This window comes from Buttiauxella gaviniae, from assembly GCF_040786275.1.
Taxonomy (GTDB): Bacteria; Pseudomonadota; Gammaproteobacteria; order Enterobacterales; family Enterobacteriaceae; genus Buttiauxella; species Buttiauxella gaviniae_A.
On the sequence record NZ_JBFMVT010000002.1, the window covers coordinates 517764 to 532669 of the forward strand.

Annotated in this window: 15 protein-coding genes; 2 read left to right on the forward strand and 13 right to left on the reverse strand. The window is 53.5% G+C overall.

Annotation, left to right across the window (positions count from 1 at the left end; genetic code table 11):
- Window positions 1–186 precede the first annotated feature (186 nt).
- Together AB1E22_RS21795 and AB1E22_RS03120 are read left to right on the forward strand one after the other, a co-directional pair.
- Window positions 187–345 carry a hypothetical protein gene (locus tag AB1E22_RS21795; protein WP_437178367.1) on the forward strand — a complete coding sequence of 53 codons (159 nt, stop codon included), beginning with the start codon at window positions 187–189 and terminating at the stop codon, window positions 343–345.
- Window positions 346–686: 341 nt separating this feature from the next.
- Window positions 687–1973: a citrate synthase gene (locus tag AB1E22_RS03120; RefSeq protein WP_367594040.1), complete on the forward strand. Its 1287-nt coding sequence runs from the start codon at window positions 687–689 to the stop codon at window positions 1971–1973.
- 129 nt (window positions 1974–2102) lie between these two features.
- Here AB1E22_RS03120 and AB1E22_RS03125 read toward each other — a convergent pair whose 3' ends face one another.
- From AB1E22_RS03125 to nuoI, 13 genes are all read right to left on the reverse strand, one after another.
- Window positions 2103–2732 carry a hypothetical protein gene (locus tag AB1E22_RS03125; protein WP_367594041.1) on the reverse strand — a complete coding sequence of 210 codons (630 nt, stop codon included), beginning with the start codon at window positions 2730–2732 and terminating at the stop codon, window positions 2103–2105.
- Window positions 2733–2859: 127 nt separating this feature from the next.
- Window positions 2860–3651 (reverse strand): endonuclease VIII, encoded by a 792-nt coding sequence (gene nei / locus AB1E22_RS03130; RefSeq protein WP_367594042.1) that lies wholly within the window; start codon window positions 3649–3651, stop codon window positions 2860–2862.
- Between the two features lie 18 nt (window positions 3652–3669).
- Entirely contained in the window at window positions 3670–4602 is a 933-nt protein-coding gene (gene pxpC / locus AB1E22_RS03135) for a 5-oxoprolinase subunit PxpC (RefSeq protein WP_367594043.1), read from the reverse strand.
- Entirely contained in the window at window positions 4596–5252 is a 657-nt protein-coding gene (gene pxpB, locus AB1E22_RS03140) for a 5-oxoprolinase subunit PxpB (RefSeq protein WP_367594044.1), read from the reverse strand. The genes pxpC and pxpB overlap by 7 nt, the downstream gene beginning before the upstream one ends.
- Before the next feature lie 20 nt (window positions 5253–5272).
- Window positions 5273–6016: a type 2 GTP cyclohydrolase I gene (locus AB1E22_RS03145; RefSeq protein ID WP_367594045.1), complete on the reverse strand. Its 744-nt coding sequence runs from the start codon at window positions 6014–6016 to the stop codon at window positions 5273–5275.
- Window positions 6013–7443, reverse strand: a complete 1431-nt coding sequence (gene phrB, locus AB1E22_RS03150; RefSeq protein WP_367594046.1) for a deoxyribodipyrimidine photo-lyase — start codon at window positions 7441–7443, stop codon at window positions 6013–6015. The genes AB1E22_RS03145 and phrB overlap by 4 nt, the downstream gene beginning before the upstream one ends.
- Window positions 7444–7455: 12 nt before the next feature.
- Window positions 7456–8412 (reverse strand): YbgA family protein, encoded by a 957-nt coding sequence (locus AB1E22_RS03155; RefSeq protein WP_367594047.1) that lies wholly within the window; start codon window positions 8410–8412, stop codon window positions 7456–7458.
- A gap of 99 nt (window positions 8413–8511) precedes the next feature.
- Window positions 8512–9969 (reverse strand): NADH-quinone oxidoreductase subunit NuoN, encoded by a 1458-nt coding sequence (nuoN, locus tag AB1E22_RS03160; protein WP_367594048.1) that lies wholly within the window; start codon window positions 9967–9969, stop codon window positions 8512–8514.
- 6 nt (window positions 9970–9975) lie between these two features.
- On the reverse strand, window positions 9976–11505 hold the full coding sequence (gene nuoM / locus AB1E22_RS03165) for an NADH-quinone oxidoreductase subunit M (RefSeq protein ID WP_367594049.1): 1530 nt from the start codon (window positions 11503–11505) through the stop codon (window positions 9976–9978).
- 140 nt (window positions 11506–11645) lie between these two features.
- Window positions 11646–13487 (reverse strand): NADH-quinone oxidoreductase subunit L, encoded by a 1842-nt coding sequence (nuoL, locus tag AB1E22_RS03170; RefSeq protein ID WP_367594050.1) that lies wholly within the window; start codon window positions 13485–13487, stop codon window positions 11646–11648.
- A complete protein-coding gene (gene nuoK, locus AB1E22_RS03175; RefSeq protein ID WP_139881795.1) occupies window positions 13484–13786 on the reverse strand; it encodes an NADH-quinone oxidoreductase subunit NuoK in 303 nt (100 codons plus the stop codon). Before nuoK ends, nuoL begins: the two co-directional genes overlap by 4 nt.
- Window positions 13783–14340: an NADH-quinone oxidoreductase subunit J gene (gene nuoJ, locus AB1E22_RS03180; RefSeq protein WP_367594051.1), complete on the reverse strand. Its 558-nt coding sequence runs from the start codon at window positions 14338–14340 to the stop codon at window positions 13783–13785. Before nuoJ ends, nuoK begins: the two co-directional genes overlap by 4 nt.
- 12 nt (window positions 14341–14352) lie before the next feature.
- On the reverse strand, window positions 14353–14895 hold the full coding sequence (gene nuoI / locus AB1E22_RS03185) for an NADH-quinone oxidoreductase subunit NuoI (protein WP_367594052.1): 543 nt from the start codon (window positions 14893–14895) through the stop codon (window positions 14353–14355).
- Window positions 14896–14906: the final 11 nt, after the last annotated feature.

The window sequence follows — 14906 nt, forward strand, 5'->3', positions numbered from 1 at the left end:
CCAGATGCCAAAAAACTGGCTACAACGCTGGGTGGCTCCCGGTGGCAGGGTATTCCGGAGACCTGGCGGCAGTATAGGCGCTTCACAAATTCATTACAATTAACCTACATATAGTTTGAAGGGTTTTGGTCGGAACAGTGAGCAGGATCACGATAACAACATTATTTTAAATTTTAATCATCTGATTTGACAAAAGTTAAACATTATTGTTACAAACAGAGCCAGAAAAGCCGTATAATTCGCAAAAGTTATAGGGTCAGCCTTTCACCTGAGAATAAGTTATGTAACAGTGTGTCGGTATTGACCCACGTTATCAGGACAGCTATTAGTGGTACTTTCCCCTAAATAATGGGAGTTGTATCAAGGCGGCAAGCTCAAGAATGTCCAGGCACTTACTTTAATAAGTGAATGGTCTGTGTGAGTGCAGTCAACGCAGATACACCTTCCAGTACGACGGGGAAACAGGTTTGAATGAGTTTGAATGATAGGGACTGCTTACACCCTGATTTGCTGATTTTCGCCTGTGTGGCATAAGTTACCTGCAAGCGCCCATCGCTCTGTACCCGGGCTTACATAATCAAAACAGAGCAGCGAGCCAAATAACAAAACGGGTAATGGTCACGGTTGGTTTGTATGCAAATCAGGCATCCGGCAGTCTTATGAATAAGGCGCTAAGGAGACCGTAAATGTCTGATAAAAAAGCAACTCTCACCTACAACGGTGATGATGCTCTGGAACTGGATGTGCTAAAAGGCACACTCGGTCAGGATGTAATTGATATCCGTAGTCTTGGTTCTAAAGGTGTGTTTACTTTTGACCCGGGTTTTACCTCTACCGCATCATGTGAATCAAAAATCACCTTTATCGACGGTGATGAAGGCATCTTGTTGCACCGTGGTTTCCCGATCGATCAACTGGCGACCCATTCCAACTATCTTGAAGTCTGCTATATCCTGCTCAACGGCGAAAAACCGACCCAGGAACAATACGAAGAATTTAAAACCACCGTCACTCGTCACACCATGATCCATGAACAAATCACCCGTTTGTTCCACGGTTTCCGTCGTGACTCCCATCCGATGGCGGTGATGTGCGGTGTGACCGGTGCGCTGGCAGCGTTTTATCATGACTCTATGGACGTGAATAACCCACGCCATCGCGAGATTGCCGCCTTCCGCCTGCTGTCCAAAATGCCAACCATGGCCGCAATGTGTTACAAGTACTCCATTGGCCAACCGTTTGTTTATCCGCGTAATGACCTCTCCTACTCAGGTAACTTCCTGAATATGATGTTCTCTACGCCATGCGAAGAGTACGTGGTAAACCCAATTCTTGAACGTGCGATGGACAGAATTCTGATTCTGCACGCCGACCACGAGCAAAATGCATCTACTTCAACCGTTCGTACCGCAGGCTCAAGCGGCGCAAACCCATTTGCCTGTATCGCAGCCGGTATCGCATCCCTGTGGGGGCCTGCGCACGGTGGTGCTAACGAAGCCGCGCTGAAAATGCTCGAAGAAATTAATAGCGTCGAACACATTCCTGAATTCATCCGTCGTGCGAAAGACAAGAATGACTCTTTCCGCCTGATGGGCTTTGGTCACCGCGTGTACAAAAACTACGACCCGCGTGCCACGGTAATGCGTGAAACCTGTCATGAAGTGTTGAAAGAGCTGAACCTGAAAGACAATAACCTGCTGGAAGTAGCGATGGAGCTGGAACACATCGCATTGAACGACCCGTACTTCATCGAGAAGAAACTTTACCCGAACGTGGACTTCTACTCCGGTATCATCCTGAAAGCGATGGGTATTCCGTCTTCCATGTTTACCGTTATCTTCGCGATGGCGCGTACCGTGGGCTGGATTGCACACTGGAACGAAATGCACGACGACGGCATCAAAATTGCCCGTCCACGCCAGTTGTATACCGGTTACGAACAGCGTGATTTCAAATCTGATTTGAAAAAATAGGTTCGACGCTGGAAATAAAAAACGCGCTCAAGGGCGCGTTTTTTTATGTCGGATGGCGCTTGCTTGCGCTTATCCGACCTACGAATCGGGTTTTATAGGGTGGATAAGGCGCAAGCCGCCATCCACCCTTTATGCCTGCGGGATATCATCCAGATTAGTGATGCTCACACCCTGCGGGGTCGTTGTTTGCGTCTCAGCCTGCGGCTGATTTGTTGGCGTCAGCTCGGTGACTTCCGGGGTCTGCGTTTCCGGCGTCACTACTGGCGCGGCAGGTGTTACAGTCTGCGTCTGTTCGGTTGCGGCAGGCTCTTCAATTTGATTCGGCATCACCGGAACGGGTTCTGCAGGAATCGATTCTGATTTTGGTTTCGGCACCGGGGTTGACGCACGCACGATAAATGACGGTTTGCGGTTCACAACCGAATAGGTCACATGGCTGATAACATCGCGCGATGTCGCCACTTCCACAGGCGATATGGTCACGCGCCCAATCAGCGTGCGAGCATAGCCACCGACTTTATGTTTGCCCTCTGGCAGTTGGACTTCAATGCTCTCACCTGTCCCCAGCACGCCGGCATCTTTGTCGTCAACGGTCACATATATTTTAGTACCATCGTCGGTTTTGGTCGGGATATGCGTCACGGTCACCCGCGAAGAGCCGAAATCGAAAGCCGGTTCCTGATCGGCGGTATTCGATTTTGCGCATCCTGTCAGGGATAAAACGGCTGCCAGGATAGTCAGGGTGAAACGATAACTCATAGTTTGGGGTCTTCCATTAAGGGATTTTTGTGATCTGCGCTGCAATATATCCGATCTCCGGTGAGAGATGAATACTCACTCAGGGGACTCGGAAGAGTCTGTTATCAGCGTTTATCCGCTCAATGATTCAAAACTGACACCCAGGGCACCAATAAAATGGCCGTGATGAGATCATCGCTTTTTCAATCGTGCCACCGCACCGCTCACACACCTTCCCTGCACGATGGAAAACCTTAAAGCTGAAAATAGCCCCGTGATGCTTGTTTTCATCCACATTTCCCCGCGTGTTGTAGGACAAACGCGGAATTTCCAGCAGCGCATGAGCGAGTTTATCGAGCTGCTCTGGGGTTAAATCCTGCGCTTTATGGTGCGCCAGCAGCCCAACATCCCAAAGAATTTCCACCCGCAGATAGTTGCCCAGGCCCGCGAGAAAAGCCTGATCTAACAGCAGTCCACCGAACTGCCGTTTACGAAATTTTGGCGACAGCAAACGCTCTTTGACCTGCTCAACCGTCACCGTCATATCCAGCACATCTGGCCCCACACGGAGCAAAAACGGGTGCTGCGACAGCTTTTCTGCATCCAGCATTTCAATGTCAGACGCGCTGTAGAGCAGAATAGACTTATCCGCCGCCTGCAATTTGACGCGCAAAACGCGCGTTGTCTGCTGAACTTCACCGGTGTTCACCACGCGCCACACGCCGTAAAGCTGGTTGTGGCTGTAGAGCGTTAGCCCGTTGGAAAAATAGGTCAACAGCGCTTTGCCACGCGTCTCTATGCGCTCAACTTTTTGCCCTATTAACGCTTGCTCAAACGCTTTTAACTCAGGGAAAGCAAACCAGACATCGGTTAACGGTTTATCTAAAACGGCGGCTTCGAGTTTATCTGCCGCTCGTCTAATTTCTGGGCCTTCAGGCATTGCATTATCCTAAAAAAATTATGCTTCGTGATTCAGCCGCCAGGCTAATTGATCGATATAAACCTGCCGTTCGCGGCGCGCTTTAAGCGCCTCTTCCAGCGTGCACTGCACGAAATGAATCGGCTCGCCCAAACGCAACTGCGCAAGGTGGAACATATCGGCCTCAATGACGCAGGCAATACGCGGATAGCCGCCGGTGGTTTGGGCATCATTCATCAACACAATCGGCTGCCCGTTATGCGGGACTTGTATCACGCCGGGTAGCAACCCGTGGGAGAGTAATTCGCGATCGGTTGTCCGCTCAAGCCGTTGCCCCTGCAAGCGATAACCCATACGGTTACTTTGCGGGCTTAACTGCCATGGTAAACGCCAGAACGCCTCTTGCGAGGCCTGAGTGAACTCGTGATATTCAGGCCCTGCCAGCGCGCGAATGCGGTTTCCCCACAGCAATTGCTTCACGCCACGCGCTTCGTAAAATTGTCGGGTCGTTGGCAGGAGAGGAATTTCATCCCCATCTTTCAGTAAACGCCCTTCCACACCCCCCATTTGTGCTTTCAGATCGGTACTGTAAGAGCCCAATATTTCAGGAACGTCTAACCCACCCGCCACGGCAAGATAACTTCTCATGCCACGTTCCGGCGCTTTAAGATGTAACTGCTGCCCCGCTTTCACCGGCAAGCGCCAGCCCGTCCAGACGGCGCGGCCATCTAACTGGGCATGGCATCCGGCCCCGGTTAATGCAAACCAGCCGTCTTGAGTAAATTCAATAACGCAATGCCCAAGCGTAATTTCCAGCGCCGCGCTGTCAGGAGCATTTCCCACCAGCAAGTTAGCGGTTTGTAGCGCAGGCGTATCGAGCGCTCCGCAGCGGCTAATGCCTGACTGCCGATAGCCGTAGCGCCCCGTGTCCTGCACCGACATATGCATTCCGGCACGAATTATTTTCAGCACACGCCCTCCTTTTGAGGCACAAAACGCACGGTATCACCTGGAGCCAACAGCGTTGGCATTTCATCCGCCGGATTGAATAACTTCACAGGAGTGTGACCAATAAGCTGCCAGCCGCCCGGCGTTGCCAGCGGATAAATGCCCGTCTGGCTGCCGCCGATGCCCACAGAACCTGCGGGAACCATCAAGCGAGGCTCGGCCCGTCGCGGCGTAACAAGTTCAGTCGCAAGCCCTGCAAGATAGGCAAAGCCCGGCTGGAAGCCGAGAAAATAGACCACGTAATCAACGCAAGAGTGCTGTTCGACCACCTGGCGTGCCGATAGCCCGCAATGTGCGGCGACTTCCGCTAAATCTGGGCCGAACGCGCCGCCGTAAGTCACCGGAATTTCAATGCGGCGGGATTCGGGCACCATCGCCTCGCTCTCCTCCCACCAGCGCTGAATGCGTTCGATGCCATCCAGCGCCAGGTTTTGCGGTTCACGGAGCACCACGGTGATGTTATTCATCCCCGGAATCACTTCCGAAACGGCAGGCGCGTCGAGTAACCGTTGGGTTAATCCCCAAATTCGTTGCTGACTTTCCAGCGATAAAGGCGGTTCCAGTTCAAGAACCACCGCACTTTCGCCTAACAGATAACACCGCGCTCTTTGCACTTTTGCTCCTCGGTCTTGCGTTATGCCGGGTTCGGAATATCGATGAAGGTTACGTCGAGATCGGTTTCGCTGTTCAACCAGTCGCTTAATGCCTGGATGCCGCCGCGCTCGGTGGCATGATGCCCCGCCGCATAAAAGTGCAGCCCCTGCTCGCGCGCCGAGTGAATAGTTTGCTCGGAAACTTCACCGGTAATAAATGCATCCACGCCAAAACGCGCCGCGCTGTCGATAAAACTCTGCCCGCCGCCGGTACACCAGGCGACGCGGCGAATCTGCTCGGGGCCGGTTTCCCCACTCCACAGCGGTGTACGCCCCAGGCGCATCTCAATCCACGACGCCAGTTCGACACCCGAAAGTGGCGTTGGAAACTCGCCCCATGGCACCAGAGGTTCAATTTCACCTTTGGTTTCAATCCCCAGCAACGCGCCCAACTGCGCGTTGTTACCCAGGTGCGGATGCGCATCCAGCGGCAAATGCCAGCCATAAAGATTGATGTCATTGCTGAGCAGGGCTTTAAGGCGATTGCGTTTCATGCCGCGAATCACCGGGGATTCGCCCTTCCAGAAATAGCCGTGGTGAACAATCATCGCATCCGCCTGAAGTCGCACCGCTTCGTCGATCAGCGCCTGGCTTGCGGTCACACCGGTAACGATTTTGCGGACTTCTTCGCGCCCTTCGACCTGCAAACCATTTGGCGCATAATCGCTTATCGCTGCGCTGTTGAGTTTTTCGTTAATCAGGCGTTCCAGTTCGCTATTTTTCATTGTTGTTTCTCTTCAGATTTACGGGCCGCTTCATAGGCGGCGAGTGTCGCGATACGTGCTTGTTTATGGTCAACAATTGGCTGCGGATAGTCCAGCGTCAGTTGTTCTTTCTGGGCCCAAAGCCAGGGCGTGTGAATGAATTTATCGGGTACATCATTGAGCTCTGGTAGCCACTGGCGAATAAACGCCCCTTTTGCATCAAAACGTTCACCCTGCGTAGTCGGGTTAAAGATACGAAAATAAGGTGCTGCATCGGTACCGGTCGACGCGGCCCACTGCCAGCCGCCGTTGTTCGCCGCCAGATCCCCGTCAATGAGCTGCGACATAAAATAGCGCTCGCCCAATCGCCAGTCGATCAACAAGTCTTTGACCAAAAAACTCGCCGTCACCATGCGTAAACGGTTGTGCATCCAGCCGGTTGCGTTGAGCTGGCGCATCGCCGCATCGACAATGGGAAAACCGGTTTGCCCTTGCTGCCAGGCGATGAACTGCGCCTCATCTTGTTGCCAGACGACGTTATCTGTCCATGAGATAAACGGCTGATGGCGACACAGTTTCGGGTAAGCCACCAACAAGTGGCGGTAAAATTCACGCCAGATAAGCTCGTTTAACCATACCGCACCTGCTCCCCCCTCAAGTGCCTGAGGGTGCTCTTTCAGCAAACGGTGCAAACACTGGCGCGGGGAAAGCACGCCTATCGCCAGATAAGCCGATAGACGGCTGGTACCGTCATTAGCAGGAAAATCACGCTGCTGCTGATAATCCGCCACCGGCTGGCGACAAAACTGGCGTAACTGATTAATCGCCTGCTGCTCCCCCACCGGAAATAGCGTGGAGTCAACGGCCTTACGCGGGTAATCAAAGGCGTTGAGTTTTTGTGTCTCCAGCGCCGCCCCCCGCGCTTTCGGGGCAGAAACGCATTCGGGTAATCCTTCGTGCAGCTGTTTAATAAACGCTCTGCTAAACGGCGTAAACACTTTGTACATCTCGTGATTGCCGGTGGTGACGCTGCCGGGCGGGAGTAACACGCTGTCGTCAAATCCCTGGCAAATCACTTCGCACCCCAGCATCTTTTCAACGGCTGCGTCACGCTGGCGTTCATTCAGTTCGTATTGATAGTTGTAAAAGAGCGCGTCAACGTTGTGACTTGTGCAGAACGTTTTCAGATGTGCGAGGGAATCATCAAAGTTATCCACCTCGTGGATGACCAGATTAATGCCACGCTGCGCAAGGGCGGCATGCAGGCTTTGCACATGCTGCCAGATAAACTCCGCCTGACGAGGCGACATATCATGTTGCCGCCATTGCCCAGGCGTGGCGATAAAAATGCCCATGACGCGGGCATCGGGATCCCGACACGCCGCGCTCAACGCCAGGTTGTCATTAACCCGTAAATCATTGCGAAACCAGACCAGATGCGTGGCCATACAACTCCATGTTTAATTGCCGTAGCGCAAACGCAACGCTTCGGGATAAGGCTCGAAATAGCGCTGTTGCGCCAGGTAAGCGTCAGGATATTCCGCCATATAATGTTTTAACAAGGTAATAGGCGCCAGTAACGGCTGCGTTCCCTGGCGGTATCTGTCGATTAGCCCTGAGAGCTCCTGACGTTGGCGCGGATTAAGCTGGCGGCGGAAATACCCCTGAACATGCATCAGCACGTTGGTGTGATTGCGGCGTGTCGCCTGCTGCTCAAGCAACGTCATTAGCCGCTGGCGGTATTCAATGAAAAAGGCTTCCAGCGAATCCCAGTTTTCAATATCTGCCACAAAGCGCCCCAGCTCGCGATACTGCGGCTGCGAATGAGCAAGCAGCAGTAACTTATAGCGGCTATGAAAACCAATCAGCCCGCCGCGCGTGAGGCCCGATTTATGCAATTTGTTGAGTTCATAAAGCGTGTAGATCCGCTCGACGAAATTCTCACGAATGGCCGGATCGTATAAGCGTCCGTCTTCTTCGACGGGTAGCCACGGCATCTGGCGCTTCAATTCAGCGGTAAATATTCCGGTGCCGCTTTTACGATTGTTATTCCCTTCCGCTTCGTAAACCCGTACCCGCTCCATGCCGCAGCTCGGTGATTTTGCACACACGATATAGCCGCAAAGGTGCTCCAGCCCGGCGATGCGCCGCGAGGAAAATTGTTGCATCGCCTGGGTTAAATCCCCTTCGCTATGGTTACTAAAACGCAGCGCGATTTCGCCATCATCCTGTTTCACCAGGCGCAGCGCAGGCCGGGGCGTTGGCAGACCAATCGCCATTTCCGGGCAAACCGGCTCAAAACGCACCCATGGAGCCAATTCGTTAACGGCAAACGCCAGCCGTTTATGCCCGCCGTCAAAACGGACATTTTCCCCGAGTAAGCAAGCGCTGATGCCGATGGGAATTTTGTCGCTCATAACTTACTCCTTTTAAAGTATTCAAATCTAAGTGTAGCAAGCTCTTAAAACAAAAAGGGCTACCCGATTGGGTAGCCCTTTTGCTTAATACTAATGCGGTTACATCATCGGTGTTGCCATACGCACTAGCGTGATGAGCGGTTGCGGGTAAACACCCAGCAGCAGAACCAGCACGGCAGAGATCAGCACCACAACGCCGCCTGCGGTGAACGCCCAGTTGGTTGGCGCATCACGGCCAGGCTGTTGCGGCGCATTCAGATACAAACTGACCGTCACACGCAGGTAGTAGTACAAACCAATCGCACTACCCAACACCACGGCACCGGTCAGCCACCACAGGTGAGACTGCACACCCACGGCAATAATGTAGAACTTGCCGATGAAGCCCAGCGTCATTGGGATACCCGCCAGGGAGAGCATCATCACGGTCATGACCGCAGACAAAATCGGCTTGTGCCAGAACAGACCACGGTAGGAGTACAGAGAATCTGCATCCGGGCCACGGTATGGGCTGGACATCAGGCTAACCACGCCGAACGCCCCGAGGCTGCTGAACAGATAACCGGCCAGATAGACGCCTACGGATTCCATCGACATATCGCCGCTTTGCAGCGCAATCAACGCCACCAGCAAATAACCGAGGTGCGAGATAGACGAATAACCCAGCAGACGCTTGATATTAGTCTGGCTCAACGCCATCAGGTTACCGAAGATGATGGACATGAAGGCGATAATGCCCAGCACCATGCGAACCGCTTCGCTATCGCCGACTGGCGCATAGAGGAACAGGCGCATCACCACACCAAAGATGGCGATTTTGCTGGCGGTTGCCAGGAAGGTGGAAACCGGAGCCGGAGCGCCCTGGTAAACATCTGGCGTCCACAGGTGGAACGGAACCAGCGACAGTTTAAAGCCAAGGCCAACGATCATCATACCCAAGCCTGCCAGCAGCAGCGGCTCGTGTAGCATGTTGTCTGCCAGGCTCTTACCGAGGCTAACAAACGACAGGTCGCCAGATTCCGCGTACACCAGCGCCATACCGAACAGCAGGAATGAAGAGGCTGCGGCAGACAAAATGGTGTATTTGATACTGGCTTCCAACGAACGTTTCTGACGGAAAGCGTAACCAATCAAGCCAAACAGCGGCAGAGAAATCAGTTCGATACCGAGGAACAACGCCGCCAGGTGGTTTGCGTTTGCCAGCAGAATACCGCCCAGCGCTGCAATCAGCACCAGCAGGTAAAACTCTTCGCGGTTGTCGGTGTAACCCTGCAGCCACGGATAAGCAAACGTACAGGTCGCAAGGCTCGCCAGCAGAACCAGCCCGGTGTAGAGCATCGCATAGCCATCGACGCGCATCAGCGGCGTGACGTCCATCGCGCCAACCTGGCCAACAAACCACAGTGAAACCAGCGCGGCATTAAGGCCGATTACAGCCAGTGTTGCATTGACAAAATGGTCGCGTCGCCACGCTATGGAGAGCATCACAACCACCACCGTCAATCCGACGACGAGCAGCGGTAGCAGCGCGATCAATTGTTGAGGAGTTATAGTCATGGCGAATTACGGCCTTGTAGTTGGAATTGAACTGGTAAACCACTGCTGAATATTGCTCATCGCGGAATGCGAAGTATCCAGAATTGGCTGCGGGTAGAAGCCCAACAGGACTAACAACACCACCAGCAACAGGATGATAAAGAACTCGCGCAGCGACATGCCTGCCAGTTGTTTATCACTGATTTCGCTTTTTGCTTTACCGAAGTAAGCACGATGAATCATCGCCAGAGAATAAACAGAGGCAAAGACCAAACCAAACGTTGAGATGATGGTAATCACCGGCACCACATGGAAGCTGCCGAAGAGAATCATGAACTCACCTACGAAGTTACCGGTGCCCGGCATACCCAGCGTTGCGACCGCAAAGAACAGTGACAGACCTGGCAGCCATTTAATCTTATTCCACAGGCCGCCCATCAGGCGCATATCACGCGTGTGCAGACGCTCGTAAATCTGACCACAGATGATGAACATACCGGCTGCAGACAGACCGTGAGCAATCATCTGAATAACCGCGCCCTGATAAGCCAGTTGGCTGCCGGTATAAATGGCAATCAACACAAAGCCCATATGGGAAACAGAGGTGTAGGCAATCAGGCGTTTAATGTCGGTTTGTGCGAAGGCCATCCACGCACCGTAGAAGATGCCGATGACACCCAACCACATCGCAATAGGTGCAAATTCAGCGGAGGCTTCCGGGAACAGCGGCAGCGCAAAACGCAGTAAGCCGTACGCTGCGGTTTTCAGCAAGATACCAGCAAGGTCAACGGAACCCGCCGTTGGTGCCTGGGAGTGCGCATCTGGCAGCCAACCGTGCAATGGCACCACTGGCATTTTCACCGCAAACGCGATAAAGAAGCCCAGCATCAACAGCCACTGTACGCCGTGGGACATTTCGGTATGCAGCAGTTGCTCGTAGTTAAACGTCCATACGCCCGTAGTGTTGTAGTGAACAAACACCAGACCAAGAATCGCAATCAACATGACCAGGCCGCTTGCCTGGGTGTAGATGAAGAACTTGGTTGCAGCGTTGATACGCGTCTTCCCGTCGGAGGCTTTATGGCCCCACAGCGCAATCAGGAAGTACATCGGCACCAGCATCATTTCCCAGAAGAAGAAGAACAGGAACATGTCGATGGCAAGGAACACGCCGATAACGCCACCGAGGATCCACATCAGGTTGAGGTGGAAGAAGCCCTGATATTTTTCGATTTCATTCCAGGAACAGAGCACCGCCAGCACACCGAGCAGACCGGTCAGAACGACCATCAGCAGCGAAAGGCCATCCAGTGCCAGGTGGATTTCAATCCCGAAACGTGGGATCCACGGCAAAACAAATTCAGACTGCCACTGCGGCAAACCTGCGGCTTGCGTCAGAGTGTAGCCACCCTGCAGCCAGAGTTGCAGCGAGAGCGCCAGTGTCAGTCCCATCGTTACCAGCGCAATCCAACGCGGCACTTTTACGCCGAAGCGCTCAGTTTGCCAGCAGAAGAAGCCGCCAATAAAGGGGATAAGTATCAGCCAGGGTAATAGCATGGCATTTGTGTCCCTAAGTCAAAATAAACCAAAACATCACTCGTTTGCCCTTTCCGCGTAGGGGGGATAAGCGTTAGCGTCATCCACCAAAATGGCGGGTGGCACCCGTTTATCCGCCCTACGAGAGGGGGAAAGCGGAGTTAGCGCAAGACCAGCAGCAAGCCCAGAACCACGACCGCACCGATACTCATTGATGCGACATACCAGCGTAAGTAACCGTTCTCGCTCACTACCAGGCCGCGGCCTGCAAAGCGTGAAAGAACTGCCGGAATATTCATCAGTGAATTCAGCGGATCGCGTTTGATAAGCCAGGCAATACCCAGGAATGGCTTAACAAAGACTTTGTCGTACAACCAGTCGAAGCCCCAGGCATGGAACCACCAGGTACCGAAGAAGCGGCCCGGCGCGCTGTTTGCAATGGCAGTAACCAAAGTCCGTTTGCCAAGCCACAGCCATGCGGCAATCAGGATCCCGGCGATAGCAACGACACCTGAAGTAATCTCAAGCGTCAGCACGCTACCGTGCGCAAGCTCTGTCGTTTCTGGCAGTACGCCTTGCAGTGGCGGAACAATCATTGCGCCAACGAAAGTAGACAGCACCAGCAGCACAATCAGCGGCAGATGGTGCGTAATGCCTTTAACCGCGTGAGCATGAATTTGCTCTTTACCGTGGAAGACGATGAAGATCATACGGAAGGTGTACAGTGAGGTCATAAAGGCCCCGACCAGACCCGCAATCATCAGATTGATATGACCGTTCGCCATCGCACCGGCGAGAATCTCATCCTTACTGAAGAAGCCCGCTGTAATGAGCGGCAGCGCAGACAACGCGGCCCCACCGACCAGGAAGCAGACATACACCAGCGGAATGGACTTACGCAGGCCACCCATTTTGAAGATGTTTTGTTCGTGGTGACAGGCAAGAATCACCGAACCCGACGACAGGAACAGCAGCGCTTTGAAGAAAGCGTGCGTCATCAGGTGGAAAATCGCCGCATCCCATGCTTGCACACCCAGCGCCAGGAACATGTAGCCAATCTGGCTCATAGTCGAGTACGCCAGCACACGTTTGATATCGGTTTGCACCAGGGCAGCAAAGCCCGCCATCACCAGCGTTACCGCACCGACAATGCCGACTAAATGCAGCACTTCAGGCGTCAGCAGGAACAGACCATGGGTACGCGCAATCAGGTAGACGCCCGCTGTTACCATGGTGGCCGCGTGGATCAGCGCTGAAACTGGCGTTGGGCCAGCCATCGCATCCGCAAGCCAGGTCTGCAACGGCAACTGGGCGGATTTACCGACCGCACCGCCTAACAGCATCAGGGTTGCCCACATCAGCATCTGGTTACCGGCCGCAAAGTGCTGCGGTGCCAGCTCAACCATTTCGCGGAAGTTCAGCGTGCCCAGTTCGTTGTAGAGAATGAACAGTGCGAAAGCGAGGAACACGTCACCCACACGGGTCACGACAAACGCTTTCATTGCCGCAGCGCCGTTCTTCGGATCGGTATAGTAGAAACCAATCAGCAGATACGAGCACAGGCCCACGCCTTCCCAACCGAGGTACATCAGCAGCAGGTTATCGCCAAGCACCAGGACGACCATACTGGCAATAAACAGGTTGGTGTAGGCGAAGAAGCGGGAGTAGCCCTCTTCCCCACGCATATACCAGGAGGCATACATGTGGATCAGGAAGCCAACGCCTGTGACCACAGACAACATGGTCAGCGACAGGCCGTCGAGGATCAGGTTGAAGCCGATGTTGAAATCACCGACTGACATCCACGTCCATAGCGGTTGAGTAAACGCTTGCTGCCCATTGTTGAAGAAATCAACGCCGACAATCGCGGTGACTAACGCCGCCAGACCAATCGAGCCGACCCCAACCGTTGCAGAAAGATTTTCTGACCAACGACCACGAGAGAACGCCAACAATAAAAAGCCAATAAAAGGCAAAAGAATGGTTAACCAGAGAAGGTTCATCCACGCATCTCACTTACTGAATCGATATTCAGGCTCTGGCGACGACGATGGAGCTGCAATAACAGAGCGAGGCCAATACTGGCTTCGGCGGCAGCTAAGCTAATCGCGAGTATATACATCACCTGGCCATCAGGCTGGCCCCAATAACTGCCAGCGACCACAAATGCAAGGGCCGCGGCGTTAATCATCACTTCCAGGCTTATCAGCATGAAAAGCAGGTTGCGACGAATCACCAGCCCCGTCAGCCCCAGGACGAACAAAATGGCAGCGAGGATAAGTCCATGTTGCAGCGGAATCATACGTGCTCCTCCGTTTTTCTTTTCGCAGCCTGATCGGCCTGGCGGTTACTCAGCACTTCACCTGGACGGTCTTCACGACCGAGGTGGAAGGCAACAACCAGACCCGCCAGCAGCAGCATCGAAGCCAATTCCACCGCCAGAACGTACGGCCCAAACAGCGCAATACCTACCTGTTTAGCGCTGACAGATGTGCCGTCGATACCCTGGTCATTCAGACCGATAATCGCGTACACCAGCACCGCCAGCAGGAGTGCTGACAAAACGCCCGGGCCAATCCATAGCTGAGGTTTCAGCCACTGGCGCTCTTGTTCAATAACCGAACCGCCGAGGTTTAGCATCATCACCACAAAGACGAACAACACCATGATGGCGCCCGCGTAAACGATAATCTCCAGCGCGGCGGCAAAGTACGCCCCCAGCGAGAAGAACACCCCGGAGATCGCCAGCAAAGAGATGATCAGATACAGCAAGGCATGCACCGGGTTGGTGTGCGTGATCACCCGCAGGGTGGTCCCAACCGCGATGATTGCGCAAATATAAAAAGCGAATTCCATTGCCTTGCTCCTTTAAGGTAATAGGCCTTTGACGTCGATAGGCTTGGCTTCGTTTTCCGCTTCGCCCTTATCTTTGCCGTCGATTGCCATACCTGCCATCCGGTAGAAATTATATTCCGGGTATTTGCCCGGACCGGAGATCAACAGGTCCTCTTTTTCGTACACCAAATCCTGACGCTTAAACTCACCCAGTTCGAAGTCTGGCGTAAGCTGAATCGCCGTGGTCGGGCACGCTTCTTCGCACAAGCCGCAGAAAATGCAGCGCGAGAAGTTGATACGGAAAAACTCGGGATACCAGCGACCGTCTTTTGTTTCTGCTTTTTGCAAAGAGATACAGCCGACAGGACAGGCTACCGCACACAGGTTACAGGCAACGCAGCGCTCGGAACCGTCCGGATCGCGCGTTAACACGATGCGGCCACGGTAGCGCGGCGGTAAATAAACTGGCTCTTCCGGATACATCTGCGTTTCGCGTTTCGCAAACGCGTGCAGACCGATCATCCAGATACTGCGTACCTGGGTGCCGAAACCAACCACTAACTCTTTCAATGTCATGGTTTTTTCAC